Here is a 26,451-nt window from a genome sequence, read left to right as displayed (position 1 = left end):
GGTGCCGGCGGTCACTCCCCGACCGCGTACGCCTCCGCCGACCACAGCGAGTACCCGTACCGCGTGGCCCGTTTCTCGCCCTGTACGCGCACGTACCGCACGTTCCCCTCGTCCATGCGCAGGGACTCCCGGCCGCCCCGCCCGTCGCGCACCGACACCGCCGTGCGCCAGTGGCGGCCGTCCGCCGAGACCTGGATCCGGTACGCGGACGGGTACGCGTCCTGCCAGCGCAGCACCACCTGCCCGAGCCGCACCGGCCGCGCCCACCCCACCTGCCACCAGGCGCCGTCGTCGACCGGGGACGACCAGCGCGTGGCCGGGTCGCCGTCGTTCGCCGCCGACGCGGGGAAACCGGGCGTCTCGTCGGCCGAGGACCGTGCCGTTCCGGTGCGGGCCAGGTCGGGGCCGCCGGTGCGCGGGAAAGCGTGGACGGTGAGGGTGCGGGTCGTACCGCCGAACGCGAGCCGGACGTCGTACGACCGGGTCGGCGTGTCCGGGGCGACCGCCACCTCCACCGGAACGTCCACCTCCTGGCCGCGCGGCAGCGTCAGCGGGCCCTCGGGGACGCGGACCTCCACGCCCTTCGGTGCCTGCGCCGTCAGCGTGCCGCGGACGTCCGCCGGGCGCAGTGAGCCGAGCCGGACGGTCAGCCGCTCGGTGCCACCGATCTCCGCGTCCGTCTCGGCGTCCGTCTCCGCCTCCGGGCCCCTGTTCGCCCTTGCCGCCGGGATGTCCAGCGACGCGTCGGCCGTGTCGTCGAACCACGGCACCAGATGCCGTACGCGGGAGGCGTCCGGGCCGGTGACGCGGACCGCCTCGGCGTCCCGGCGCACGGTCAGTTCCGTGGCGCCGCTCGCGTCCAGCGCGCCGATCCGCCGCCAGCCCCCGCCGGGAACGCGGACCTCCACGTCACCGCGCGTGCCGGGCTCCGCCAGCGCCGTCACCGCCGCCAGGGAACGGGCGCGCGGGAAACGCACCGTACGGCCGTCGTCCCCGTCGTCCGCACCGCCCGCACCCTCGGCCTCCGGCTCGTGCTCCAGTCCCGCCCACGCCTCGTAGGCCTTCCGCGCCCGCCGCAGGAACGGCTCCAGCACGCCCTCGCCCACCGTCACCCGCGACGAACCCAGACGCCCGCCCAGCACGCCGAGGTCCCGGTACGCCGCCCAGGCCGCCGCCGGGTCGCCGGCACGCTGGGCGCGCAGCATGTCGAGCGCGGCCGTGCCCGCCTCGCCGTAGCGGGCCAGCTGCCCGGACCAGGGGGCGACCTCGGCGGCGAGACCGGTGGCGCGCCCCGCGCCGGGGAGCCGGGCCGGCAGCTCGCGCAGTACCGCGAACTCCTCGCGCAGACGCTTCGCCGCCGTGTCGCGTCCGGTGGGACGCTCGTCCCAGAACGCCTCGATCAGCGGCCGCAGATACGCCGACTCCGCGGTGCCGAGGACCGAGGACGCGTCGTTGCCCGCGAGCGCCGTGAGCGCCTCCTCACGGCGGCCGTCGTCTCCGGCGAGGTCGCGGATCGCGGCCCGCCAAGACTCCCGGGGACGGTAGGCGCGCGGGTTCCAAGCGTAGTCGGCGCTGGTGAACAGCGGGATACGGGACGCCTCCGGCTGCTGCATCGCGTTGGCGAGCAGCGCCGCCGAACCGGTGGCGACCGCCGGTTCACGGCCCTGGTAGGGGCCGAGGAAGAGACGGCCGGGGGCGTAGTCGTTGACCGGGTAGTTGTCCACGGTGACCAGCGGATGCCCGAACGCCTCCCGCGCCCGGGACAGTTCGCGGCCCGTGATGGCCGGGGGCACGACGCCCACCCCCGTCCACGCCACCCGGACCCGCCGGTCCAGGGCGCCCGCCAGCGCCCGGCGGTAGGCGGTCGGCCCGTCCTGGTAGTACTCGGTCGGCATCACCGTCAGCCCGGCTGCGCCGTCCGGACGGCGCTCGGCCAGGTGCCGGGCCACCGCGTTCGCCACACGGGCCTGCGCCCGCGCCGCCGCCCCGGGCCCCGACCCGAACCGCTCCGCGTCCGCGGCACAGTGCCACTCGCTGTAACTGACGTCCTGGAACTGGAGCTGGAAGGCGCGGAAGCCCAGCTCCTCCATCCCGTCCAGCTTGCGCGTCAGCGCCCGCACGTCCGCGTCCGAGGACAGGCACATCGCCTGGCCCGGCGACACCGCCCAGGCGAGCGTGACGTGGTTGCGGCGGGCCCGGTCGGACAGCTCCCGGAACCGTGTCCGCTGCCCGGCGGGGTACGGCTCGCGCCAGCGGGCCTGCCGGTAGAGGTCGTCACCGGGGGCGTAGAGGTAGTGGTTCTGTTTGGTGCGTCCCAGGAAATCCAGCTGCGCCAGCCGCTCCCGGTGGGTCCAGGGCGTGCCGTAGAAGCCCTCCGTGATGCCGCGCACGGCGGTGCCGGGCCAGTCCCGAACCACAGCCGCCACCAGCGTTCCGTCGCCCGGCCGTACCAGCTGACGCAGCGTCTGCACGGCGTGGAACAGCCCGTCCGGGCCGGCCCCGGACAGAGTGACGGCGCCCCGGCCGACCGACAGGCGGTAACCACCCGACGGCAGCCCCTTCCGGGAGCCGCCCCGACCCTGGGGTTCCTCCGTCTCCGCGCGCACCACCAGCGCTCCCGCGGGCGGACGCCCGCCGGCCGCCGGGGTCGTGATCCGGCGCGCCCCCGCCTGCCCCAGCAGGGTGCGCAGCGCCTCGACGGCGTACGGGTCGGCCGACGCGTCGGTGATCAGCGCGACCTCGTCGGTGACCGGGACCGGGGCGCCGTTCGAACGGAGGGACTGCGGGCGGGGCCAGACCGCGACCGCGTCGCCGGTCTTCCGGCCGGAGGACGCGGCAGCCGCACCCGGGCCGGGGCCCGCCAGTGCGGCGGGGGCCGCCACCAGGGCGCCCGCGGGCGCCAGTGTTCCGGCCAGGACGGCGATCGCGAGGGCGGCCGCCCTCCTCCTGCGCCGTGGCTGCACGGGCACCGGCTCCTTCCGGTCGTCGCCCGGCGCCCGCGCCCCCCTGGGTCACGTCCGGGTCACGTCTGTGTCACGAGTGAGCCCACCACCCGCGTGATCAACGTGTCAACGACGCTCGCTCCCTTCACCGGTTTGCGTGGTCACCGAACGGGTTAGGTGACTGTTTTATGCCGATTCGATGGGAGATCGCCGACGTGGAGTGTGACCAGGGCCACGTTGTCGCCGTTGGGGCGTCTGTCCTCGCGCGGACTGGGTAGGGCTGCCGTAACCGGCCAAAGCCGTAACCCGCCAAAAGCGCGCTCGACAGAAGTCGACGACTCTCGACGAATCTCGATGGATCTCGACGACGTACTACGAAGGAGTCCCCCGTGGCTGCACTGGCACCGCTTCTGCTCCCGGCCCCGTCCAAACCCGTGGCGGAGCCGTCCACCCCCTGGGCGGAGCCCTCCGCCGTCTCCGGCACCCCGCACTACTGCGTCTTCGGCGCCACCGGCAGCTGCGCCGAGACCCCGCTCACCAGCGAACCGCCGCTGCCCGACGCCGAGCCCCTCACCAGCGAGTCGCCGTTCGCCGACGCCGTGCCGCTGACCAGCGAGTCCTCGCCCGAACTCACGGCGGACGTGCCGGAGCAGGGCGGCCCCTCCTTCGCCGTCCCGGAACCGACGAGGTCGTAGAGGTCACAGATGCCAGCAGCCCGGCCGGCCGAGCCCCCCACCGAGGACCTTCCCGAGGATCTGACCCGGCTCGCCGCCCTGCACGGCGTCGCCACCTCCTACAGCCCGTCCCCGGACCGCACCGTCACGGTCCCGGCCACCGCCGTCACCCTCGCGCTGGCCGCCCTCGGCGTCGACACGAGCACTCCCGGGGCCGTGGCCGCCGCGCTCGCCGCCCGTGAGGACGAGCTGCGCGCACGCCTGCTGCCGCCCACCGTGGTCGGCCGGCAGGGCGGCGGCACACCGGCCGCCCTGGCCGCCCTGCCCGAGGGCACCCGGCTGCGCGTGGACACCGAACAGGGCGAGACCCGCGCCGACGCCGGCCGGCTCCCGGCCGGTGTCCACCGGCTGACCGCCACCGCGCCCGACGGCCGCACCGCACAGGCCCACCTGATCGTCGCGCCCGCCCGGCTGCCCGCCCCCGCCACCCGCTGCTACGGACTCCTCGTCCAGCTCTACTCCCTCCTCTCCCGCCACTCCTGGGGCATGGGCGACCTCGGCGACCTCGGTGAACTGGCGGCCTGGGCCGGACGCGCCCTCGGCGCCGGATTCGTCCAGGTCAACCCGTTGCACGCGGCCGTGCCCGGCGCCCCCACCGACCCCTCGCCGTACCGGCCCTCCTCGCGCCGCTTCCCCGACCCCGTGCACCTGCGGATCGAGGACGTGCCCGAGTTCGCGTACGTCACCGACCACGAGGGCGCCCGGAACCTGCGGGAGCGGGCCGGACGACTGCGCGCGGCCGTGCTGGAGAAGAACGCCCTGATCGACCGGGACGCCGTGTGGGAGCTCAAGCGCGCCGCCCTCGAACTGCTCCACGAGGTCCCCCTCGGACCCGGCCGCCGCGCCGCCTACTGCGACTACCTCGCCGAACAGGGCACCGCCCTGGAGGACCACGCCACCTGGTGCGCGCTCGCCGAGGTCCACGGCTCCGACTGGCGCCGGTGGCCCGAAGGACTGCGCCACCCCCGCTCGGCCGGCACCGACCGCGCCCGCACCGAGCTGATGGACCGCGTCGACTTCCACTCCCGCCTCGCCTGGCTCACCGACACCCAGCTCACCGCCGCCCAGCACACCGCACGCGAGGCCGGGATGCCGGTCGGGATCGTCCACGACCTCGCCGTGGGCGTGCATCCGCGAGGCGCCGACTCCTGGGCGCAGCAGGAGTACTTCGCCGCCGGCATGTCGGTGGGCGCGCCGCCCGACGCCTTCAACGCCCGCGGCCAGGACTGGGGCCTGCCGCCCTGGCGCCCCGACCGCCTGGCCGCCTGCGGCTACGAGCCCTTCCGGCACCTGCTGCGGGGACTGTTCCGGCACGCCGGAGCCCTGCGCATCGACCACGTCATGGGCCTGTTCCGGCTCTGGTGGGTCCCCGAGGGCCGGCCGCCCACCGAGGGCACCTACGTCCGCTACGACGCCGAGGCCATGCTCGCCGTCCTCGTCCTGGAGGCGTCCCGGGCCGGCGCCGTGGTCATCGGGGAGGACCTGGGCACCGTGGAACCCGGCGTGCGCGAGGCGCTGCGCGAACGCGGGGTGCTCGGCACCTCCGTACTGTGGTTCGAACGCGACTGGGCGGGCGACGGCCGCCCCCTGCCCCCCGAACGGTGGCGCGCCGACTGCCTGGCCACCGCCACCACCCACGACCTGCCGTCCACCGCCGCCCGGCTCACCGGCGAACACGTCGAACTCCGCGACCGCCTCGGCCTGCTCACCCGCCCGCTCGAGGAGGAACGGGCCGAGGCGTCGGCGGACGCGGCGGAGTGGCTGGACCTGCTGGCCCGGCTCGGTCTGCTGCACGGCACCGGCGGCGACACCGGCGCCCCCTCCGAGGAGGCCGGCATCCAGGCCGTCCACCGCTTCCTGCGGCGCACCCCCGCCCGTATGACCGGCATCTGGCTCCCGGACGCCGTCGGCGACCGCCGCCCGCAGAACCTCCCCGGCACCTGGGACCAGTACCCGAACTGGCGCCTGCCCGTCGCCGACGCCGAGGGCCGCCCCGTGACCCTGGAGGACCTGGCCGTCTCACCCCGGCTGCACGGCCTGATCGACGCCGTACGGGACCGCGCCGGCGACTGAGCGGCCCGCCCGGAGGCCGTGCACGGGCCTCGTACGGCACCCCGGGCGCGCGCCCCTGACGGCCGTTCGCTAACTTTGCACCGTGGACAAGAAGAACGCCCTGCGCGCCGGCGCCCTGGCAGCCGGTACGACGCTGATGATGCTGCTCATGTCGTCCCCCGCGCTCGCGCTGACCCGCGACGACGGCGACGACCCCGGTCCGGGCCTCAGCGTCATCGAGACGGTGGGCCTCTACGTCGTGGCCCCGATCGTGCTGTTCGTGGTCATCGCGGCCCTGGTCATGGTCCTGGACAAGTCCAAGGAGGAGCACCGCGTGACCTCCCGCAACATCAAGACCCGGCCCAAGGCCGACGCCAAGGCCTGACGGGTTCCACCCGACGGGCCCACGGCCCGACGGCCCACCTCAGCTGTACCGAGGGCGCCGGTCCTCCCGCAGCCGGCAAGCAGCCGTGCGCGGACGGGACCGGCGCCTTCCGCATGCCGTGCGCTACCCCTCGGTCGCCGCCAGCAGGTCCCGCAGCAGGTCGGCCAACTGGCCGGCCCGCTCGGCGTCGAGAGCGGCGGACAGGGCCTCCGCCTGCACGGCGAGACCCGCGCCGACCGCCTCGTCGACGAGTTCCCGCCCCTTGTCGGTGAGCGTGACCCTGAGGCCCCGGCGGTCGTGCGGGTCGGGGGAGCGGCGCAGGAGACCGGCCCGTTCCAGTTTGTCGAGCCGGCCCGTCATGCCGCCCGTGGTGAGCATCAGGGTTGCCGAGAGCTGCCGGGGCGAGAGCGCGTACGGCTCGCCGGAGCGGCGCAGCGTCGCCAGGACGTCGAACTCGCCGCGGGCGATCCCGAACCCGGCGTAGGCCCTGTCCATCCGCTCGCCGATCGCCCGCGAGAGCCGGTTGACGCGCCCGAAGACCTCCATCGCGGTGGTGTCGAGGTCCGGCCGGACCACCGCCCACTGGCCGATGATCGCGTCGACCGGATCCTTGTGCTGCTCGGGGCGCTCACTCATGGGACGAGTATCGACGGCCGTCAGGTCGGCCGCAAGAAAGTGGCTTGCCAATAAGTAGCTTGCCAGTAAGCTACTTATTGCCGACCTATCCGAAGGGGGCCTTCCGTGGCCGCGAACCGTCCCGCCCTCATCGCCCTGACCGCCCTCGCCCCCGTCTCCTGGGGCACCACCTACGCCGTCACCACCGAGTTCCTGCCACCGGACCGGCCCCTGTTCACCGGGTTGATGCGCGCCCTGCCCGCCGGCCTGCTGCTCCTCGCCCTCACCCGGGTACTGCCGCGCGGCGCCTGGTGGTGGAAGGCGGCGGTCCTGGGTGCGCTGAACATCGGGGCCTTCTTCCCGCTGCTGTTCCTCGCCGCCTACCGCCTTCCGGGCGGCATGGCCGCCGTCGTCGGCTCCATCGGCCCGCTCTTCGTCGTCGGGCTCTCCGCGCTGCTGCTCGGCCAGCGGCCCACCACCCGCTCCGTGCTCGCCGGGGTCGTGGCGGCGTTCGGCGTGAGCCTGGTGGTGCTGAGGGCGGCCGGGGCGCTCGACCCGCTCGGCGCGCTGGCCGCACTCGCCTCCACCGCCTCCATGTCCACCGGCACCGTGCTCACCAAGCGGTGGGGCCGGCCCGACGGCGTCGGCCCCCTCGCCCTGACCGGATGGCAGCTGACCGCGGGCGGCCTGCTCATCGCCCCGCTCGCCCTCCTGGTCGAGGGAGCCCCGCCCGCGCTGGACGGCCCGGCGGCCGGCGGCTACCTCTACCTGGCGCTGGCCAACACGGCGGTGGCGTACTGGCTCTGGTTCCGCGGCATGGGCAGGCTCTCCGCCACCCAGGTCACCTTCCTCGGCCCGCTCTCACCCCTGACCGCCGCCGTCGTCGGCTGGGCGGCGCTCGGCGAGACGCTGACGCCGGTGCAACTGGCGGGCATGGCGCTGGCGTTCGGGGCGACGGTCGCGGGGCAGCTCACGTCGCGGGGCGGGACCGCGGCGCGGCCCCGACCTTTCAGATCTCCTGCACGGAACAGTCGAAAGGATTCGATGGACCTGACGGGTGCGACGCTGCGACGGTAGAGCCACCGCCATCGCCGACCAGCGAAAGGAACTCCGTGGCCGTAGTCGAACGCCGGATCAGCACCGGGGCACCCACCGCCGCGCGGCCGGGACCGGCCGCCCCCCGTCGCCCTCGGCATCGGGCTCGCCGTCCTCGCCACCCTCGTCCGGTCCGGCAGCTTCGTCACCTCCCGGGCCCCCGGCGACAGCGTCCCGCCCGTCCAGCACGCCTTCTGGCGCTGGGTGGCGGCCCTCGCGGTCGTCGCCCCGTTCGGTGCCCGGCGGGCCTGGCGGCAACGCGCGCTGACCCGGCGCCACCTCGGCTTCGTCCTCCTCGCCTCCCTGCTCGGCGTCACCGTCTGCAACACGCTCGTCAACCAGGCCGGAGTCACCACACCCGCCGCCAACATGGGCATGATCATGGCCGCGTCCCCGGTGCTGATGGCGCTCTGGGAGCGGGCGGGCGGCACACGGCTCGGCCCGCGCCGGGTCGCCGGGCTGCTCATCGCCTGCGCGGGCGTGCTGCTGCTGGTCGGCGGCGGGGCCTCCTTCTCGGCCGGCGACCTGTGGATGATCGCCGCCGCCTGCTGCTTCGGGTCGTACAGCGCGCTGCTGCGCCGCAGGCCCGCCGAACTGGGCGGCGCGGCGTTCCTCCCCGTACCAGGCCCACACGGCGGCCGGCTGGACGGCGTGTGGGCCTGATGGTCGGGGCGGGCATGGGCGTGGCCCTGGTCCCGCGCACGGCGGCCGTGCCGCGGACCGGCGCGGTGATGCGCGAGCTGCACGCGGACCGGCCCGTCCGGCACGTCGTCGCCGCGGTGCGCAGGGGCGCCGGCGAGGGCGCGGCCGTCGGCACCGTGCTGGCGGCCCTGCGCACGGCGGCACGGGCGCGTCTCGACAAGACCGACCGCTGAGCCCCCGCCCCGCACAGACGCACCCCACATCCCGGGGGAAGGCACTCAGCGCTGTGGTGTGGTGCCCGGCCGGAACGTCACGTGCGGGGTGTAGTAGAAACCTCCGCCGCTGACCCGGTTGCCGGTGACCGCGACATCGCTGACCGGCGAGACGAACCCGACCGTGTCCGCGCTCACGCGGACCGCGTTGCGCGAGGCCCCCGAAGCGCCTGCCGCCACGGTCACGTGGTTGTCGACGATGTCGACCCCGGAGACGGGATTCGGCCCTACCTGGACCGGCGGTCGGCTGAAGATCCTCGCCGACACGGAGCTGACGTAGACCCCGCCTACGCTGTTGTTGATCGTGTTGCCGCGAACGACGATGTCGGTGGTGTTCATCGCGCCGATGGCGTCCCACTTGGCGTCGTCGACGACGTTGCCCTCGATCAGCACCCGCGCGTGCACCTGGCCGACCTTCTCGCCGCCGGTGTGCGATCCGACCAGCTTCGCCCAGGACGGCTGGGATCCGGACGCACCCGCGTAGTTGCGCTGGACCTGAACGTCCACGGTCGGGGTGCCGTCGCTGGCCCCGGCCCATGTGTTGCCGGAGAGGGGCAGGTCGAGTTGGACCGCCTCACCCTGCCACAGGCCCCACGTCGGATTCTCGACCCAGCCCTTGAAGAAGCAGTCCCGGACCGCACCCCGGCGCACGGCGTTGAGTTCGACCGCGTGCCACCACTTGACGTTCCAGATGGTCACGCCTTCGACCTCCACGTCCTGGGTGTGGGTGAAGGTCAGCACGTTCATCGGCGGTGCCTTGTCGGCACGTGCCCGCGCGGTGCCCGAGTCGTTCCACACCCACGCGGAGATGGGGTCCCATTCGCCGCCCTTGACCATGATGTTGCCCGGGGCCGAGTAGCCCTCCGTGGCAGGAGGAACATGGTTGAGCAGCATGGTGGCGGCCCTGGCACCGCTGACCGCGGGCGCGCTGAACGCCCCCTGGCTGTCCGTGACGTACTCGGGACTGGGGGAGTGCTGGTTCGTCCGGTCCAGCGTGTACTTCCGCGTGACGGTGCCGAATTTGGCGACGAAGCGCGCACCGGTGCCGTCCAGGACCGTGTTGCCACCGATGATCAAGGTGTTGAGCAGCGTGTAGGTGGGTACGCCCGCGTACCCGGCCTTCACGATGATCCGGCCCTTGTCATCGACGCCGTGCGGACCGACGATGCCCGCCGCCGCGTCGTCCAGCGCCTTGCGCAGAGCACGGACGTGCGCTGCCTCGCCCGCGACGGACGGATTGATGCCCACGGCGTCGGCCCGGGCCGCCGATGCCGTGCCCCCCACGACCGCGACCGCCCCGGCCACCATGCCGCCGCGCAGCAGCCCCCGTCGGCTGATTCCTGTCATTTTCCTGCCCTGCCTCCCGGCGTACCGCCGTCGCCGACGGTGCCCGCTCTCGAATTCGATGACTTCATCAACTGGCGGCGGTCCACCAGCACCTCGGGGCCATGTGAACCGGCCGTTCGCGGACAGCCTCAGCCGTCGACCCTGGCGTCCACGGCGCCGGTCCGGGTCTCCGTCCCGCCGAAGCACCCGCCCTGCCAGGAACGGCTGTGGATGGCGGTCAGCTCGACTTCACCACCCGTGCTGCGCAGGGCCGGACCATCGGTGTCACCCATGCAGACGGAGGCTCCGTCCTGACCGGTCAGCGCCACGGTGGTGTCGGTGGTGGAGTCCACCCGGAACTCACCGGTGTGCAACTGGGGCGGGACCCACTCGGTGCGGGTCCGCCCGAATCCGGCACCGATCAGGGTCTCGCCCGCCTCGGGGGCGTCGGCGGCCAGCCCCGCCGGCGCGACCGTGGTGACGGGCTCGGCGAGCCGGACCATGGCCACGTCCCGGTCGTCGCGCGGGACCACCTCGACGATGCCGAGGGTCCGCGTGCCCAGGGTCGCCGTGGTCTTCATCGCGGGCTTGCCCGACTTGACCTCGCCGCCCGGGGTGGCGGCGAAACAGCTCGTGGCGGTCAGCAGCCACTGCTGGTGCACCAGCGCGGCGGAGCAGCCACGCATGGCGTCACCCTCGCCGATGACGAGCCGGGCGGTGAAAGCGTGGTCCCCCGCGGCCGCGGGCTCGCCGGAGACCGCCTGCGCGGCCGGCGCAGCCGTGAGCAGGCCGGCGGTGGCCGCCGGGGCTGTGCCGGCGTTCAGGGCACCGCGAGCCCGTCTGGCGCGGATTCCTCTGTTGAACAACGTACTTCCTTCCTCGGTTGCACAGCTGACAGGGCGTCCTGTCGGCGGCCGCGTCACAAAGGCCTCAACCGGTGCATGCAACGGGGTGCTTGGAGTCCGGGTCTCGTCCAGGGACAAGTCCCCCATCGAAGCCGGGCCTTGGCTCGGACGTCCAGTAGGGGAATCGGGAAGAAGCGAACAACCGACGATTATCGATCATGACCTGCGTCACACGCGAAAAGGTTGTACCGACTCAGACAAAGAATCGCCGACCCGGCCGGCTGCAGCGCGAACGGCAACGGGGCGCCCGGTACATCACCGGGCGCCCCGCTTGGTCGTGCTGCCTACTTCGCCGCCGCGTCCGCCGCCTGCGCCTTCAGCGCGCGCTCGACGCCCGAGCGGGACTCCGACACCAGCCGCCGCAGGGCCGCGTTCGGCTCCGCGGAGGACAGCCAGGCGTCCGTGCGGTCCAGGGTCTCCCGCGACACCTGCACCGCCGGGTACAGGCCGACCGCGATCTGCTGCGCCATCTCGTGCGAACGGGACTCCCAGACGCCCTTCAGCGCCTCGAAGTACCGCTCCGTGTACGGCGCCAGCAGCTCCCGCTGGTCGGTCTGGACGAAGCCGGCGATGACCGCCTCCTGCACGGCGTTCGGCAGCTTGTCGGACTCCACGACCGACTCCCAGGCCTCCGCCTTGGCCGCCTCGGTCGGGCGGGCGGCACGCGCGGTGGCCGCGTGGCGCTCACCGGCGGCCGTCTTGTCCCGCTCGTACTCGCTCTGGATCTCCGACCCGCCGAACCGGCCCACGGCCGCCAGCCGCTGCACGAACGCCCAGCGCAGCTCCGTGTCGACGGCCAGGCCCTCGATCGTCTGCGTGCCGTCCAGCAGGGCGTCCAGCAGGTCCAGCTGCTCCGGCGTCCTGGCCGTCGCCGCGAACGCGCGCGCCCACGCCAGCTGGTGGTCGCTGCCCGCCTCGGCGGCCCGCAGGTGGGCCAGCGTGGCCTCCGTCCAGCGGGTGAGCAGCGCCTCGCGGGCGGCCGGGTCGGCGTACTGGTCGATGGCCAGCTTCACCTGGCGGTGCAGCGACTGCACGACGCCGATGTCGGACTCCTTGCCGATGCCGGACAGCACCAGGGAGAGGTAGTCGCGGGTGGCGAGCTCCGCGTCCCGGGTCATGTCCCACGCCGACGCCCAGCACAGGGCGCGCGGCAGCGACTCGGCGAAGTCACCCAGGTGCTCGGTGACGACGGCCAGCGACTGCTCGTCCAGACGGACCTTGGCGTACGACAGGTCGTCGTCGTTGAGCAGCACGACCGCCGGGCGGCGCTTGCCGACCAGCTCCGGCACGGCCGTCAGCTCGCCGTCGACGTCCAGCTCGACCCGGTCGCCGCGCACCAGCTTGCCGTTCGCGTCCAGGTCGTAGGCGCCGATCGCGATGCGGTGCGGGCGGAGCGTCGGCTCGCCCTTCGCACCGGCGGGCAGGGCGGGGGCCTCCTGGCGGATCGAGAAGGACGTGATCACACCCTCGGCGTCCGTCTCGATCTCCGGGCGCAGCACGTTGATGCCGGCCGTCTCCAGCCACGCCTTCGACCAGGTCTTCAGGTCGCGGCCGGAGGTCTCCTCCAGGGCGCCCAGCAGATCGGACAGGCGCGTGTTGCCGAACGCGTGCCGCTTGAAGTACGCCTGCACGCCGCGGAAGAACGCGTCCTCACCGACGTACGCCACGAGCTGCTTGAGCACCGAGGCGCCCTTGGCGTACGTGATGCCGTCGAAGTTGACGAGCACGTCGTCCAGGTCGCTGATGTCCGCCATGATCGGGTGCGTGGACGGCAGCTGGTCCTGCCGGTACGCCCAGGTCTTCATCTGGTTCGCGAACGTCGTCCACGAGTGCGGCCACTTCGAACCGGGCGCGTCGGCCTGGCAGGCGGCCTCCGCGTAGGTGGCGAACGACTCGTTCAGCCACAGGTCGTTCCACCACTCCATGGTGACCAGGTCGCCGAACCACATGTGCGCCAGCTCGTGCAGGATCGTCGCCGCCCGCACCTCGTACGCGGCGTCCGTCACCTTCGAACGGAACACGTACTGGTCCCGGATGGTCACCGCGCCCGCGTTCTCCATCGCGCCCGCGTTGAACTCGGGCACGAAGAGCTGGTCGTACTTCGCGAAGGGGTACTGGTAGTCGAACTTCTCCTGGAACCACTCGAAGCCCTGCCGGGTCACCTCGAAGATGGCGTCCGCGTCGAGGTGCTCGGCCAGCGAGGGGCGGCAGTAGATGCCGAGCGGCACCGACTGGCCGTCCTTCTCGTACACGCTGTGCACCGAGTGGTACGGGCCGACGATCAGCGCCGTGATGTACGACGAGATGCGCGGGGTCGGCTCGAAGACCCAGACGTTGTCCTGCGGCTCGGGGGTGGGCGAGTTGGAGATGACCGTCCAGCCCTCGGGCGCCTTCACGGTGAACTGGAAGGTCGCCTTGAGGTCCGGCTGCTCGAAGCTCGCGAAGACGCGGCGCGCGTCCGGCACCTCGAACTGCGTGTACAGGTAGGCCTGGTCGTCGACCGGGTCGACGAACCGGTGCAGGCCCTCACCGGTGTTGGTGTACGCGCAGTCGGCGACCACGCGCAGGATGTTGCGCCCCGGCAGCAGCCCCGGCAGGGCGATCCGGGAGTCCCGGAAGACCTCGGCGGCGTCGAGGGCGTCGCCGTTCAGCGTCACCTCGTGGACCGTCGGCGCGACCAGGTCGATGAAGGACTCGCCGCCGCCCTCGGCGACGTCGAAGCGCACCGTGGTCACGGACCGGTAGGTGCCGCCCTCCTGCGCGCCGGTGAGGTCGAGATCGATCTCGTACGAGTCAACGGTCAGCAGCGTCGCCCGCTGCCGCGCCTCTTCGCGAGTCAGGTTTGTGCCAGGCACGCGGTCATCTCCTCGTTATGTGTGGGTTGCGCCATCCTTCCACGTGGCCGGTACGGAACGCGATGACCATTTCCCGCCGGTGCGCGGAGCGGACACGCGCGAGCCTGGGGCCATGCAGCACTACACCGCACGGCCGATCCCGCCGGCCGCCCTGAAGGAACTGCGCACCACCGACGACGCGGGCCGCGCACCCGCCCCGTTCACCGACGGCGAGGGCGGCGCACCCCTGCGCTGCTGCCTGCGCCGCAGCCGCCCGGGGGAGAGGATCGCGCTCGTCTCGTACGCCCCGCTGCGCCGCTGGGCCGCCGAGACCGGCGCCGACCCGGGCGCCTACGACGAGCAGGGCCCGGTCTTCGTCCACGCCGAGGAGTGCGCGGGACCGGAGGCGGACGGCCTCGCCTTCACCGACTCGCACCGCGTCCTGCGCCGCTACTCCACCGACGGGCACATCGTCGGCGGGCGGCTGATCGGGGACCCCGGCGCCTTCGCGTACGCCCTCCGGGAAGCGTTCGACGACCCGGCCGTGGCGTTCGTCCACGTCCGGGCCGTCGAGTACGGCTGCTTCCTCTACGAGGTCAGGCGCGACTAGCCCTTCAGCTCCGCCGCCACCAGCTCCGCGATCTGCACCGCGTTCAGGGCCGCGCCCTTGCGCAGGTTGTCGTTGGAGACGAACAGGGCGAGGCCGTTGTCCACGGTCTCGTCCCGGCGGATACGGCCCACGTACGACGGGTCCTGACCGGCCGCCTCCAGCGGGGTCGGCACCTCGGTGAGCGCGACGCCGGGGGCACCGGCCAGCAGCTCCTTGGCGCGCTCCACGCTGATCGGGCGGGCGAAGCGGGCGTTGATCTGGAGGGAGTGGCCGCTGAAGACGGGCACGCGCACGCAGGTGCCGGAGACCTTCAGCTCCGGGACCTCCAGGATCTTGCGGGACTCGTGGCGGAGCTTCTGCTCCTCGTCCGTCTCGTGCAGGCCGTCGTCCACGATGGAGCCGGCCAGCGGAAGCACGTTGTACGCGATCGGCGCCACGTACTTCTCCGGCTTCGGGAACTCCACCGCCGAACCGTCGTGGGCGAGCTTGGGCGCGTCCGCGCCGACCTTCTGGACCTGCTCGAACAGCTCGTCCACGCCGGCCACGCCGGAACCGGACACCGCCTGGTAGGTGGCGACGACCAGCGCCTGAAGGCCCGCCTCCGCGTGCAGCGGCCGCAGGACCGGCATCGCGGCCATCGTCGTGCAGTTCGGGTTGGCGATGATGCCCTTGGGGCGGTCGGCGATCGCGTGCGGGTTCACCTCGGACACGACCAGCGGGACCTCGGGGTCACGGCGCCAGGCGGATGAGTTGTCGATCACGACCGGTCCCTGGGAGGCGACCTTCTCGGCCAGCGCCTTGGACGTGGCGCCGCCCGCGGAGAACAGCACGATGTCCAGGCCGGAGTAGTCGGCGGTGGCCGCGTCCTCCACCGTCACGCCCTCCAGCTCCTTGCCGGCGCTGCGGGCGGAGGCGAACAGGCGCAGCTCGGTGACCGGGAAGTTCCGTTCCGTGAGGATCCTGCGCATGACCGTGCCGACCTGACCGGTGGCTCCGACGATTCCGACCCTCACGGTGACTCCTTCTCCGTCTGTGCGCGTGTCTTCACGCGCGCGTTGCTCGGCCGAGACTTTTCCATCATGGGGCGAAGCCCGGCCCGCCTGTCCAATTCTTTGCGCCCCGTGCCCGCACCCTGGGACGCGGCGGCTCGGACAGCAGGCGCGGTCCTTCGGCGGAAACCCGCGCTGAACTGCAGAAATTCACCTCCGCCGGGCCCCGCGCCGCAAGCTGTGCTGTTCCGGCCCCTGCCCATCCCTTCCCCCCTCACACGACGATGTGACGCACGCCTCGCGCGCCTCGTGCCGGAGCGCGGCCGGCCGGGCGAACGTTTCCGGCCCCGCCGGCGTCATAGGGGAAACGCGGCCGGGCCCTCGGGCCTGGGGGAGGGGTGGCTGTGCTGCGCAGAAAGGCCCGCCGCGGCCAGGGGGACGCCGTACTCGACGATCCCCTGGACGCGGCCCAGGAGCGCAGGGTGCGGGCGGTGCTCGCGCTCGGCGGAGTGCCGCAGGCGGACCTGCCGGACGGGGTGCAGCAGGTCCGGCTGCGGCTGCTGGAGCGGACGGCGAGCGGACGCGAGGCGCCGCGCGACGTGTCCGCGTGGGCGGCGGTCGTCGCCTCCAACCTGGCCATGGACTGGCACCGGGCCAGGCGCCGCCAGGACCGGCTCGGTGAACGCCTCGCCGCCCTGCGCCAGGCGGAGCAGCCCTCCGGGGAGGACACCAGCGTGATCTCCCTCGCCGTCGCGCAGGGCCTGGACGAGCTGCCCGACGCCCAGCGCCAGGTCCTCGTCCTGCGCTTCTACGCCGACCTGCCGGTGCGCGGCATCGCCGAGGAACTCGGCATCCCCGAGGGCACGGTCAAGAGCAGGCTGCACACGGCGGTGCGGGCGCTGCGGGCCCGCCTGCACGAGGACGAGGTGGTGTGAGATGGCCGCCGAACAGCATCCCGGTGGGCAGGACGCGCTGATGGCCGCGATCACGGGCGAGCCGCTGCCGCCCGGGGCGGACGCCGGCGCCGACGCCGAGTACCGGTCGGCGGCGGCCGACGTGGCGCTGCTGCGGGAGCAGCTGGGGATCATCGGCCGGTCGCTGAGCGAACCGCCACCCGGCCCCGGGACCTCCCCGGTGGGCGAGCCCGCTCGCCGCCCCCGGCGCCGTCCGCTCGCCCTCGCCTTCGGTGCCCTCGCCGCGGCCTGCGCCGCCACGGTGGTGACTGGCCTCGGATGGCTGGTGGTCCAGGGCGGAAGCGGGACCTCCGACGACACGGCGAGCGGCAGTGCCGAGGCGAGCGACCGGCGGGCGGACTCCGCCGAGGCCGGCGGCGTCGCCTTCGGCAGCCCCCGCTACCTCGCCTGCGCCCGTCTGGTGGCCGAGGGCACGGTGACCGGCTCCGAACCGGTGCCGGGGGTCCGGCAGCACCGGATCACCCTGGACGTGACCCGCTCCCACAAGCCGCGGGAACGGCCGGGGAAGACGGGCGAGCGGATCACGTTCGTCCTGGACGACACCACCGCCCGGCTCGCCGTGGGCGACCGCGCGCTGATCGGCATCCCGCTGGACGGCGACCGCCCGGACGCCGTGATCACCGGCGAGGAGGCCATCGCCGCCGAACGCGCCTGGATCACCGCGTCCCTGCCCGAGGCCCGCACCCTCACCTGCGACTGACGCCGGCATGCGGAAAGGGCGGGCGCCCCGCGGAGCGCCCGCCCCCTATGCGTGCCGCACCGGACTACGGCACGACCGTCCCGATCCGGACGCTGCCCAGGCCCGCGGCCGTGCCGTGGGCGTTCACCAGCTGGACCTGCCCGAAGAACTCACGGCCTTCAGGCGCGGCGGCCAGCGCCGTGACGCTGCCGGAGACCGTCGCCGAGTCGCCCGTGCCGAGCTTCACCGGCGCCGACCCGTCCACGGTGACCGAGCCGAGGGACGCGGCGAAGTACACGTCCCGATAGTCGTACTCCGTGCTGCCCGACGGCACCGCGTAGCCCACGACCTCGACGGTGTAGGCGCCGGCGGCCGGCTTCGGCACGGAGACCGACTCCTCCGAGTCGCCGTCGGCGGACTGGCCGACGACGTTGCCGTCCTTGTCGTAGACCGTCAGGTCCAGGTCGGCGGCCGCGTCGGAGACGCCCCCGACGGCGACGTCCAGGGACTCGGCGCCCTCGGGCACCTCGACCGTGGACCTCTTCGTCTCACCCTGCGCGATCGACGGGCGGGACGTCTCGGCCGAGCCGAGCGGGCCGCCGACCAGCTTGCCGTCGATCGGGCCGTACCGGTTCGTCACCTTCCAGGAGGCGTCGGCCGGGGTGCCGGCCTTGGCCTCGGGCACGGTCACGACCTCCGGGTCGAACACCGCGCCGAGGACGGTGACGTCCAGCTCGTACGGGTTGTCCAGCAGCGGCGAGGTGCGCCGCGACTCGACCTCGATCTCCCAGACGCCGGGCTGCGGGTCGGCGTACGCGCGCACGTCGGGCCGGCAGCCGTTGCCGTCGAGGTAGTTGTTGTAGCAGTACGGCGTGGAGGTGTTGTCGACCGGGACGCCGTACGGGTGGAGGGCGACGAACCGGGTCTGGCTCCCGTCCTTCAGCCCGCTCATCGCCACCTCCAGCGTCTTGGCGCCCTCGGGGACGGTCACGAAGTACGACTCGGTGTCGTTGCGCTGCACGGAGCCCTTCGCGGAGAAGGCGTACTCCAGCGGGGCCGAGGCCACGACCGTGGTCAGGACCAGCTTGTCGGTGCCCTCGGTGCGCGGGTCGTCGACCTCGAGGATCGCGCTCTTGATGCCCTCGGAGCGCGGCTTCGCCTGCACCTTGACGGTCACCGGCTCGTTCAGCGGCAGCTTCACCTCGTCGGAGCCGACGATCCGGAAGGTGCGGTCGGTGTTGTTCTCGAAGTGCAGCTCGTGCCGGATCGCGCGGTCCGCGCCGGACGTACGGGTGAGCGTGATGTCGTACGTCTTGCGCTCGCCGGCCTTCAGGCCGCCCTCGCGGTCGTAGAGGCCGGTGCCGTACCCCGGGGTCTCCAGGAGCTGGTCGATCGCGGTGTCCACCGGCGCCTTGACCGTGTACTCGTGGGCGGTGGCGCCCTTGCGGATCGCGCGCCAGGCGTCGGGGATGTTGATGAGGCCCGCGCCCTCCTCGTACGCCTGCACACCCTTGATGTGGTCGGCGGTGGAGGTCAGGGCCGTGCGCAGCTTGGCCGGGGTGAGGTCGATGCCGGCCTGCTTCGCGGCGGACAGCAGCAGCGCGGAGGCGCCGGCGGCCTGCGGGGACGCCATCGAGGTGCCCTGGAGCATGCCGTAGCCGGCGGGGAGGTCGTAGCCCGCCTCCGGGACCGGGGCGCCGGGCATCCAGGTCTGGATGGTGTTGACGGCGGCGCCGGGCGCGGTGAGCGTCGGCGTGAAGCCGCCGTCCTCACGGGGGCCGCGCGAGGAGAACGGCATCATCGCGTACTTGGTCTTCACCGCGGAGCCGTAGTTGGCGGCCCAGGTCTCGCGGGAGACGGACGCGCCGACCGAGATCACCTTGTCGGCGAGCGACGGGTCGCCGATGGTGTTGGCGCCGGGGCCGGAGTTGCCCGCGGAGATCACCAGCTGGACGCCGTAGGTGTCGATGAGCCGCGTGTACAGCTCGGCGCGGGCGTTGTTGCCGTCGTTGAGCGCGGGGAGGCCGCCGATCGACATGTTGACGATGTCGACGCCCCGGTTGACGACGAGGTCGAACATGCCCTCGGTGAGCGCGACGTTGGTGCAGCCGCCGCTCCAGGTGCAGGCGCGCGACGAGACGATCTTCGCGCCGGGCGCGGCGCCGTCCATCCGGCCGCCGAACAGGCCGTTGGCGGCGGCGAGGCCGGCCACGTGCGAGCCGTGCGAGCCCTCGATGACGCCGATGTTGACGAAGTCGGCCTTCGCGCCCGCCCCGTTGTAGACGACGTCCTTACGGATCTCGACGACGAACGGCTGGCGCTCGGCCACGTCCGTCTTCGGGTCGTCGGTGCCGAAGTACCCGATCTGGAAGCCGTCCTTGTACGGCTTCATCGGGGTGTCGTCGGCGAAGTCGTGGTTGCCGTTCAGGTCGACGCGGACCGTGCCGGCCGCCGCGTCGTAGAGGACGCCCCAGGAGTCGGTGGTGTCGCCGTCCCGGTTGGCGTCGCCTCCGGCGTCACCACCGGTGGTGTACGACTCCAGGAAGGTGCTGACCCGGTAGGAACCGGCCGGCGCCGTCCATGTCCGCCCGCCGTAGGTGAAGGTGGGGCCGGAGACGGAGGTGGTCATCGGGCGCCAGGTCCGGTCGCCGTCGACGACCGGGTCGGTCGCGGTGACCCAGTCGACGATCTTGCGCTCGCCGGTGGTGGTCTTCTGCAGCGCCGGGTGGGCGAGGTCGACGCCCGAGTCGAGGATGCCGATGGTGACGCCGCGGCCGTCCGCCTTCGGGTGCTTCTTCACGAAGTCGACGGCGCCCGTCTCGAAGGACGGGTTGTACGGGTTCTCGGCGGGGGTGCGGCGGTCCGGCGCGGGGTAGGAGCGGCCCTTGTGGTGCTCGCCGCCCTTCGCCCGGTCCGCGCCCGGCGTCGGGTCGTCCAGCGGGATCTCGTCGCGCAGGTCGATGCCGTGCACGGAGGAGAGCTTCACGGCGGCGGCGATGGCCGAGTCCGCCTCGGCGGTGGGCACGGTGGCGCGGACGTAGCCGAGTTCGTCGTAGGTCCGGCCGACGGAGCCGCCGCCGACCGCGTCCAGCTCCTTCGCCACCTGCTCGGTCTCGCCCGGCGCGGTGGCGACCATCATCGTGACGTTCTTCGTGCCGTCGGCCTTCGCCTCGGCGAGCAGGTCCGCGTCGTCCGAACCGAGCTTGTCGGGCGCGGACTTGACGCCCCCGTCGACGGAGGCGTCGACGGGGGGCGCGGTTCCGGGACCGTCGGCGGCGAAGGCCACGGGTATCGGCCCGGCCGCGCAGAGCGCGGCGACGAGGCCGGTGGCCACGGCAAGGCGGGCCGCGCGTCTCGCGCCCGATATCGGTTCGCGCTGGGGGCTGTGGGTCATCGGCATCCCTTGTAGGTGAAGGAACGTGCGACAACGACCGGGGCCGATCGGTCCTGGCCGAAGCAGTCCGGAATCCGATCCCGGACGACCGCTCAGCTTTACGCAAGGGTTCGCTGTTTGGGGAGAGTTGTCCGGGACGGGATGGAGCCATGGCGTACTTCCGCCATACGCCATCGGGGACACAAGGGGCGGGCTGTGACAATCCTGTGAGCCGCACCCCGGCCCGCGCCCGGCGGGTTAACGTCCCGGAGTGCGCCGAAAGCTGAGGGTGGCGGCCTACGCCATATGCGTCCGTGACGGACGGATCCTGCTCGCCCGGTCACCGGGGCCCGGCGGGGTCCCCGAGTGGGTGCTGCCGGGCGGCGGCATGGAGCACGGCGAGGACCCCCACGACACCGTCGTGCGCGAGGTCGGGGAGGAGACCGGCTACCGCGTCGAGCCCACCGCCCTGCTCGGCGTCGGCTCCCACCGCGTCACCCGCCCGAGCCGCGCCGGGCTCGGAGGTCTCCTGCGGCGAACCGTCGACCACCACGGCGTACAGCTCGTCTACGAGGTCCGGATCACCGGCGGTGACCTGCGGTTCGAGATCGGTGGCTCCACGGACCTGGCGGCCTGGCAGGACCTGACCGCCGTCCCGGGGCTGACCCGGGTGCCGATGGTCGACATCGGACTGCGGCTGTGGCGGGAGAGGCCGCCGTCGGGACGGGCGGAACGCCTCCGGGGCGAGGAAGGCTGAAACGCGCTCAACCGCCCGAGGGCGCGGCAACCTTCCCGCCGCCGGTCCGGTCCCTCCCGCCGACCGAGCAACACAAAGAAACGCAGAAGACGCGGATGACGCAGACGACGCAGACGACGCAGACGATGGGGGAAGACATGACCACTCGCGTACGGACCAGCCTGGTGGCGGCCACCGCCGTGGCACTGTCGGTGGCGCTGGCCGCCCCGGCCGTGGCGGCGCCCGGCACCGGAGGACACGACGCCACCCGCCGCGCCATGGAAGCCGCGGTCGCGGACGGCGTGCCCGGCGTGACCGCGACCGCCCGGGACGGCCACCGCACATGGTCCGGGACCGCCGGCGTGGGCGACCTCAGGACCGGCGAGCCGCGCTCGGAGCGGGACCGCTACCGGGTCGGCAGCATCACCAAGACCTTCGTCGCCACCGTCCTGCTCCAGCTGGAGGCCGAGGGCCGGCTCTCGCTGGACGACACGGTGGACAAGTGGCTGCCGGGCGTGGTCGAAGGCAACGGCCACGACGGCAGCCGCATCACCTTGCGCCAACTCCTCAACCACACCAGCGGGATCTTCAACGTCACGGCCGACGAGGACTTCGCCCGCGCCTACTTCACCAAGGACGGCTTCCTCGAGCACCGCTACGACACGGTGACACCGCGACAGCTGGTCGCGATCGCCATGACCCACGAACCGGACTTCGCCCCCGGCGCCGACTGGAACTACTCCAACACCAACTACCTCCTGGCCGGCATGGTGATCGAGGAGGTCACCGGCCGACCGTACGGCGACGAAGTGCGCCGCCGCGTCATCGAGCCGCTGAAGCTGCGTGCCACGTCGGTCCCGGGCACCCGGACCGGCCTGCCGGAGCCCAGCAGCCGCGCGTACTCCAAGCTGGACGGGGCGGTCACCGGCCGCACGTACGACGTCACGCGGCTCAACCCCTCCATCGCCGGCCCGGCGGGCGAGATGATCTCCAGCTCCGCCGACCTGAACCGCTTCTACACCGCCCTGTTCCGCGGCAGGCTGCTGCCCGCCGAGCAACTGGCCGAGATGACCACCACGGTGCCCGCGGAGCCGGGTGCAGACTACGGCCTCGGCTTGATCAAGCGGGAACTCGACTGCGGAGTGACCGTCTGGGGCCATGCCGGCGGCATCCACGGCTCCTTGTCGAACGCGGTGACGACCGGGGACGGCCGGCACGCGCTCGCCTTCAACTTCAACGGCGACTGGTCGGGCGACGGCGAGGCGGTGATCCGGGCGGAGTTCTGCCCCGAGTAGACGCGCCGCGCACGAGGAGGGGCCCCGGCGCAGCGGTGGCCCCTCCTCTCCCCTCCTGGTGTCGCCCCGGTCCGTCACTACCGGGGCAACACCACGACATACGCGGCGGGTTCCCGGTCCCCGGCCGCCATCAACGCGGTGCGGACGACGGTCGCCTGGTGCTCCGGGCAGTCCCGCAGCTTGCGCGGCGTGAGGTGCACGACCGTGATGCCCAGCCGTTCCAAGTGCTCGCGCCTGCCCGCGTGTTCCGCCCACAGCGCGTCGTCGTCCTGCTGCCGGTGGGCGCGGGTGTCCAGCTCCAGCGCCACCCCGTGCTCGGGCCAGAAGGCGTCCACGCCGCCGAGGTGGGGGCCGCCGGGCAGGCGCAGTCCGACGTTCCAGACCGGTTCCGGCAGGCCGTGCTCGCGCACCATCCGGTACAGGCGCTGCTCGGCCAGCGCCCGCCCCTCGGCGGCCAGCGAGTCCACCGCGTCCACCACGTGCGGGCGGCTCAGCAGCCGGGCCCGGTTCAGTTCCCGTACCACCGCCGCCGGTTCGCAGTGCCCGCCGCGCACCGCTTCCGTCAGCAGCCGGCGGACGACGCCCGCGTCCGCCGGCTCCGCCACCGCGTCGGCCAGGGCCCGCGCCACCGGCGCCACCGGAACGCCCGTGACCTGCACGGGGGTGGGCAGCGCGGTCGTGCGGACGATCCGCGCGCAGCCCGTCGTCCGCAGCCGGCGCAGCCTCGGGACCAGGACGTCGATGACGTCCAGGGACGGCAGCGGGGGCGTCGCGGAGAAGCCGTGCAGCGTCAGCGCGGCCAGTCCCGTGATCATCGCCTCCGCGTAGGCCGGGGCGGGCGGCGTCTCCTCCCTGCCCGGCTGGACCGGCACCGAGGCGGTGACGCCGGCGGCCGCACCGCCGTTCACGCCGCCGGTCCGGTCCCGTGCCGCGTACAGCAGCACCGCGTGCAGACGCTCCTCGCTGGTCGGCGGGCCCGGGTGGAGCAGGACGACGTTGGGGAGGATCCGCTGCCAGGGTCCGCCGGGCCGGCACTGCTCGTCGGTCTCGGCGGCCAGGACACCGTGCGCCCGCAGCTGCGCCGCCGTCATCAGCCGGCGCCGGTTGTCGGCCAGGTGGTGGAAGGTGCGAGGGGAGAGCGGGGTGTTGTGCGTCATGACCGGGGACTTTCCCGTGTCCGGACCGCTCCTTAACCGCTGTTACAAGCTCATCGACAAATCCGGACAGGGCCGCCCTAAAGGACGGGTGTTCGGATGCCGAAAACCCCTGGTCCGCTCGGTGCGGACCAGGGGTTACGGCTGCTCTTGCCCGTATTCCGTAACGATGACGGAACGCTCAATCGTTGGCCAGAGATCGGGGGTTCAGCGTCCGGCCGCCGCGTCGCACGCCTGACCCCGCAGTGCCCGCGCCAGGTCGTCCCGCGCCTCCAGCACCAGCCGGCGCAGCGCGGGCGCGGCCCCCTCGTGCGCGGACAGCCACGCGTCCGTCGCCTCCAGGGTGTCCTGGGAGTCCCGCAGGGACGGGAACAGCCCCCGCACCACGTCCATCCCGATCTGGATGGACCGCTCGTCCCACACCCGCTCGATCGCGGCGAAGTACTTCTCGGCGTACGGGGCGATCAGCTCCCGCTGCGAGGCCTGCGCGAAGCCCGCGATGGTCGCCTCCACCAGCGCGTTCGACAGCGCGTCCGACTCCACGACCTGCGCCCAGGCCTGTGCCTTCACCGCCGCCGACGGGCGGGCCGCCAGGCAGCGCACCTGGTGGCGCTTGCCGGAGGCGGTGTCGTCCCGGGCCAGCTCGGCGGCCAGGACGCCCTCGTCGGCCTCGCCGTGCGCGGCGAGCGGCTCCAGGAACGTCCAGCGCAGCTCCTGGTCCACGTCCAGACCGTCGATCTTCTCCGTGCCCTCCAGGAGCCCCCGCAGCAGCCGCAGCTCCGCCTCGTCGGAGGCCACCGCCGCGAAGAAACGCGCCCACGCCAGCTGCTGCTCGCTGCCCGGCACCGCGTCCCGCAGCTCCCGCAGGGCGCCCTCGCCGAGCAGCCGGCCGCCGGCCTCCCGCCACTGGGGGGCCACGTAGTGCGTCAGCGCCGAGTTCGCCCAGGCGTGCAGCATCTGGAGGACGCCGATGTCGGACTCGCGCCCGGCGAACCGCATCACCAGGCCGGCGAAGTCCCGGGCCGGCAGCAGCGCGTCCCGGGTCATGTTCCACAGCGCCGACCAGCACAGGGCGCGGGCCAGCGGGTCGGTCAGGGCACCCAGGTGCTCGCGCAGCGTCGCCAGCGAGGTCTCGTCGAAGCGCGTCTTGCAGTACGTCAGGTCGTCGTCGTTGACGAGGACCAGCTCGGGCGCCTCGGCGCCGGCCAGCTCCGCCACCACCGTGCGCGGCCCGTCGACGTCCACCTCGGCACGCGCGTACCGCTCCAGGGCGCCCTCGGCCGTACGCCGGTACAGGCCCACCGCCACCCGGTGCGGGCGCAGCTCGGGGTGCGACTCCGCCGCTTCCTGTACGACCGCCAGCTCGTCGACGGTGCCCGCCTCGCCCAGCAGCACCTGCGGGGTCAGCGAGTTGACGCCCGCCGTCTGGAGCCAGGAACGCGCCCAGGCGCCCATGTCCCGCCCGCTGGTCTCCTCCAGCACCGACAGCAGGTCACCGAGGCGCGTGTTGCCGTACGCGTGCCGCTTGAAGTAGCGCCGGGCGCCCTCCAGGAAGGCGTCCTGGCCGACGTACGCCACCAGCTGCTTGAGCACCGAGGCACCCTTGGCGTACGTGATGCCGTCGAAGTTGAGCTTGGCGTCCTGGAGGTCGCGGATGTCGGCGGTGACCGGGTGCGTGGACGGGAGCTGGTCCGCGCGGTAAGCCCAGGCCTTGCGGCGGTTGGCGAAGGTGATCCAGCCGTCGGTGAAGCGGGTCGCGCCGACCAGCGAGAAGGCGCCCATGAAGTCCGCGAAGGACTCCTTCAGCCACAGGTCGTCCCACCACTCCATGGTGACCAGGTCGCCGAACCACATGTGCGCCATCTCGTGCAGGATCACGTTGGCGCGGCCCTCGTAGGACGCCTGTGTCACCTTGCCCCGGAAGATGAACTCCTCGCGGAACGTCACCATCCCCGGGTTCTCCATCGCGCCGAGGTTGTACTCGGGCACGAACGCCTGGTCGTACTTCCCGAACGGGTACGGGTAGTCGAAGTGGTCGTGGAAGAAGTCCAGGCCCTGCTTGGTGACCAGGAAGACGTCGTCGGCGTCGAAGTGCGGGGCGAGCCCCTTGCGGCACATCGCGCCGAGCGGGATCTTCAGCCGCGTGCCGTCCTCGAACACCCGCTCGTAGGAGTCCGTCACGTAGTGGTACGGACCCGCGACCACGCACGTGATGTACGTCGAGATCGGCTTGGTCTCCGCGAACCGCCACACCCCGTCGGCGCGTTCGCCCGCGCCGTTGGACCACACCGTCCACTCCTCGGGCGCCCGCACCTCGAAGCGGAAGGGCGCCTTGAGGTCCGGCTGCTCGAAGCCCGCGAAGACCCGGCGGGCGTCGGCCGGCTCGTACTGGGTGTACAGGTACACCTCGCCGTCCTCCGGGTCGACGAAGCGGTGCAGGCCCTCGCCGGTGCGGGAGTACGCGCACCGGGCGTCGACGACCAGCTCGTTCTCGGCGGCCAGGTCCTCCAGGGCGATGCGGGAGCCGTCGAAGACCTCGCTCGGGTCGAGGTCGCGGCCGTTGAGGGAGACCGCGGTGACGCTCGGTGCGATCAGGTCGGCGAAGCTGCTCGCGCCGGGTTCGTTGCAGCGGAAGCGGATCGTGGTGACGGACCGGAAGGTGCGCGGACCGTCGCCCTCCGCCTCACCGGTGGCCGAACGCACGTCGAGGGACACGTCGTACCCGTCGACGGACAGCAGCGCGGCCCGCTCCCGGGCCTCGTCGCGGGACAGATTCTCACCGGGCACGGGCGGCACTCCCTCGGGTGGTGTTCAGCATGCGGACAGCACCGATCCTGCC

18 protein-coding genes and 2 pseudogenes are annotated in these 26,451 nt (G+C 73.1%); 11 read left to right on the top strand and 9 right to left on the bottom strand.

What is annotated here, in order from left to right:
• Positions 1-11: 11 nt before the first annotated feature.
• Entirely contained in the window at positions 12-2,963 is a 2,952-nt protein-coding gene (locus ACP4J0_RS22835) for a beta-N-acetylglucosaminidase domain-containing protein (protein ID WP_426600560.1), read from the bottom strand.
• Between the two features lie 368 nt (positions 2,964-3,331).
• Here ACP4J0_RS22835 and ACP4J0_RS22830 point away from each other — a divergent pair, with 368 nt between their 5' ends.
• From ACP4J0_RS22830 to ACP4J0_RS22820, 3 genes are all read left to right on the top strand, one after another.
• Positions 3,332-3,637 carry a hypothetical protein gene (locus ACP4J0_RS22830; protein WP_426600520.1) on the top strand — a complete coding sequence of 102 codons (306 nt, stop codon included), beginning with the start codon at positions 3,332-3,334 and terminating at the stop codon, positions 3,635-3,637.
• Between the two features lie 9 nt (positions 3,638-3,646).
• Positions 3,647-5,749: a 4-alpha-glucanotransferase gene (malQ, locus tag ACP4J0_RS22825; protein ID WP_426600519.1), complete on the top strand. Its 2,103-nt coding sequence runs from the start codon at positions 3,647-3,649 to the stop codon at positions 5,747-5,749.
• An 82-nt stretch (positions 5,750-5,831) separates the two neighbouring features.
• A complete protein-coding gene (locus ACP4J0_RS22820) occupies positions 5,832-6,113 on the top strand; it encodes a hypothetical protein (protein ID WP_426600518.1) in 282 nt (93 codons plus the stop codon).
• Positions 6,114-6,236: 123 nt separating this feature from the next.
• On the opposite strand, the gene ACP4J0_RS22815 is transcribed toward ACP4J0_RS22820, so the two are convergent.
• Positions 6,237-6,749 carry a MarR family winged helix-turn-helix transcriptional regulator gene (locus ACP4J0_RS22815; protein WP_426600517.1) on the bottom strand — a complete coding sequence of 171 codons (513 nt, stop codon included), beginning with the start codon at positions 6,747-6,749 and terminating at the stop codon, positions 6,237-6,239.
• A gap of 105 nt (positions 6,750-6,854) precedes the next feature.
• Here ACP4J0_RS22815 and ACP4J0_RS22810 point away from each other — a divergent pair, with 105 nt between their 5' ends.
• From ACP4J0_RS22810 to ACP4J0_RS22800, 3 genes and pseudogenes are all read left to right on the top strand, one after another.
• Positions 6,855-7,805 (top strand): EamA family transporter, encoded by a 951-nt coding sequence (locus tag ACP4J0_RS22810; protein ID WP_426600516.1) that lies wholly within the window; start codon positions 6,855-6,857, stop codon positions 7,803-7,805.
• A gap of 117 nt (positions 7,806-7,922) precedes the next feature.
• Positions 7,923-8,438, top strand: a pseudogene (locus ACP4J0_RS22805) (DMT family transporter); the annotation flags it as partial.
• A gap of 1 nt (position 8,439) precedes the next feature.
• Positions 8,440-8,698: pseudogene (locus tag ACP4J0_RS22800) on the top strand (LysR substrate-binding domain-containing protein); the annotation flags it as partial.
• 45 nt (positions 8,699-8,743) lie between these two features.
• Here ACP4J0_RS22800 and ACP4J0_RS22795 read toward each other — a convergent pair.
• The 3 genes from ACP4J0_RS22795 to pepN (ACP4J0_RS22785) form a co-directional block, all read right to left on the bottom strand.
• Complete coding sequence (locus ACP4J0_RS22795; RefSeq protein ID WP_426600515.1) at positions 8,744-10,084, bottom strand: hypothetical protein; 1,341 nt, start codon at positions 10,082-10,084, stop codon at positions 8,744-8,746.
• A gap of 128 nt (positions 10,085-10,212) precedes the next feature.
• Positions 10,213-10,929: a S1 family peptidase gene (locus ACP4J0_RS22790; RefSeq protein ID WP_426600514.1), complete on the bottom strand. Its 717-nt coding sequence runs from the start codon at positions 10,927-10,929 to the stop codon at positions 10,213-10,215.
• Positions 10,930-11,252: 323 nt separating this feature from the next.
• Complete coding sequence (pepN, locus tag ACP4J0_RS22785) at positions 11,253-13,823, bottom strand: aminopeptidase N (protein WP_426600513.1); 2,571 nt, start codon at positions 13,821-13,823, stop codon at positions 11,253-11,255.
• Positions 13,824-13,935: 112 nt separating this feature from the next.
• On the opposite strand from pepN (ACP4J0_RS22785), the gene ACP4J0_RS22780 reads away from it, so the two are divergent.
• Entirely contained in the window at positions 13,936-14,412 is a 477-nt protein-coding gene (locus ACP4J0_RS22780; protein WP_426600512.1) for a DUF1203 domain-containing protein, read from the top strand.
• On the opposite strand, the gene ACP4J0_RS22775 is transcribed toward ACP4J0_RS22780, so the two are convergent.
• Complete coding sequence (locus tag ACP4J0_RS22775; protein WP_426600511.1) at positions 14,409-15,425, bottom strand: aspartate-semialdehyde dehydrogenase; 1,017 nt, start codon at positions 15,423-15,425, stop codon at positions 14,409-14,411. The two genes, ACP4J0_RS22780 and ACP4J0_RS22775, sit on opposite strands and share 4 nt — an antisense overlap.
• Positions 15,426-15,799: 374 nt before the next feature.
• Here ACP4J0_RS22775 and ACP4J0_RS22770 point away from each other — a divergent pair, with 374 nt between their 5' ends.
• Both ACP4J0_RS22770 and ACP4J0_RS22765 read left to right on the top strand, forming a co-directional pair.
• Complete coding sequence (locus ACP4J0_RS22770; protein WP_426600510.1) at positions 15,800-16,336, top strand: RNA polymerase sigma factor; 537 nt, start codon at positions 15,800-15,802, stop codon at positions 16,334-16,336.
• 1 nt (position 16,337) lies between these two features.
• Positions 16,338-17,075 (top strand): hypothetical protein, encoded by a 738-nt coding sequence (locus ACP4J0_RS22765; protein WP_426600509.1) that lies wholly within the window; start codon positions 16,338-16,340, stop codon positions 17,073-17,075.
• A gap of 64 nt (positions 17,076-17,139) precedes the next feature.
• Here the strand turns inward: ACP4J0_RS22765 and ACP4J0_RS22760 are convergent, their stop codons facing one another.
• Positions 17,140-20,448 (bottom strand): S8 family serine peptidase, encoded by a 3,309-nt coding sequence (locus ACP4J0_RS22760; protein ID WP_426600508.1) that lies wholly within the window; start codon positions 20,446-20,448, stop codon positions 17,140-17,142.
• Between the two features lie 250 nt (positions 20,449-20,698).
• Here ACP4J0_RS22760 and ACP4J0_RS22755 point away from each other — a divergent pair, with 250 nt between their 5' ends.
• Together ACP4J0_RS22755 and ACP4J0_RS22750 are read left to right on the top strand one after the other, a co-directional pair.
• On the top strand, positions 20,699-21,184 hold the full coding sequence (locus ACP4J0_RS22755) for an NUDIX hydrolase (RefSeq protein WP_426600507.1): 486 nt from the start codon (positions 20,699-20,701) through the stop codon (positions 21,182-21,184).
• Positions 21,185-21,321: 137 nt separating this feature from the next.
• On the top strand, positions 21,322-22,458 hold the full coding sequence (locus ACP4J0_RS22750; protein WP_426600559.1) for a serine hydrolase domain-containing protein: 1,137 nt from the start codon (positions 21,322-21,324) through the stop codon (positions 22,456-22,458).
• Between the two features lie 77 nt (positions 22,459-22,535).
• Here the strand turns inward: ACP4J0_RS22750 and ACP4J0_RS22745 are convergent, their stop codons facing one another.
• Both ACP4J0_RS22745 and pepN (ACP4J0_RS22740) read right to left on the bottom strand, forming a co-directional pair.
• Complete coding sequence (locus ACP4J0_RS22745) at positions 22,536-23,615, bottom strand: hypothetical protein (protein WP_426600506.1); 1,080 nt, start codon at positions 23,613-23,615, stop codon at positions 22,536-22,538.
• 204 nt (positions 23,616-23,819) lie between these two features.
• Complete coding sequence (pepN, locus tag ACP4J0_RS22740; RefSeq protein WP_426600505.1) at positions 23,820-26,399, bottom strand: aminopeptidase N; 2,580 nt, start codon at positions 26,397-26,399, stop codon at positions 23,820-23,822.
• Positions 26,400-26,451 lie beyond the last annotated feature (52 nt).

This window comes from Streptomyces sp. WG7 (assembly GCF_049975785.1).
Taxonomy (GTDB): domain Bacteria; phylum Actinomycetota; class Actinomycetes; order Streptomycetales; family Streptomycetaceae; genus Streptomyces.
Note: the sequence above shows the minus strand (reverse complement) of the source record. Positions and strands in the feature narration are given on the sequence as shown.

Bases quoted from the DNA above. Each gene is read 5' to 3' on its own strand.
- malQ (WP_426600519.1), top strand. From the start codon at position 3,647: ATGCCAGCAGCCCGGCCGGCCGAGCCCCCCACCGAGGACCTTCCCGAG.
- ACP4J0_RS22815 (WP_426600517.1), bottom strand. From the start codon at position 6,749: ATGAGTGAGCGCCCCGAGCAGCACAAGGATCCGGTCGACGCGATCATC.
- ACP4J0_RS22795 (WP_426600515.1), bottom strand. From the start codon at position 10,084: ATGACAGGAATCAGCCGACGGGGGCTGCTGCGCGGCGGCATGGTGGCC.
- ACP4J0_RS22780 (WP_426600512.1), top strand. From the start codon at position 13,936: ATGCAGCACTACACCGCACGGCCGATCCCGCCGGCCGCCCTGAAGGAA.
- ACP4J0_RS22765 (WP_426600509.1), top strand. From the start codon at position 16,338: ATGGCCGCCGAACAGCATCCCGGTGGGCAGGACGCGCTGATGGCCGCG.
- ACP4J0_RS22760 (WP_426600508.1), bottom strand. From the start codon at position 20,448: ATGACCCACAGCCCCCAGCGCGAACCGATATCGGGCGCGAGACGCGCG.
- ACP4J0_RS22750 (WP_426600559.1), top strand. From the start codon at position 21,322: ATGACCACTCGCGTACGGACCAGCCTGGTGGCGGCCACCGCCGTGGCA.
- ACP4J0_RS22745 (WP_426600506.1), bottom strand. From the start codon at position 23,615: ATGACGCACAACACCCCGCTCTCCCCTCGCACCTTCCACCACCTGGCC.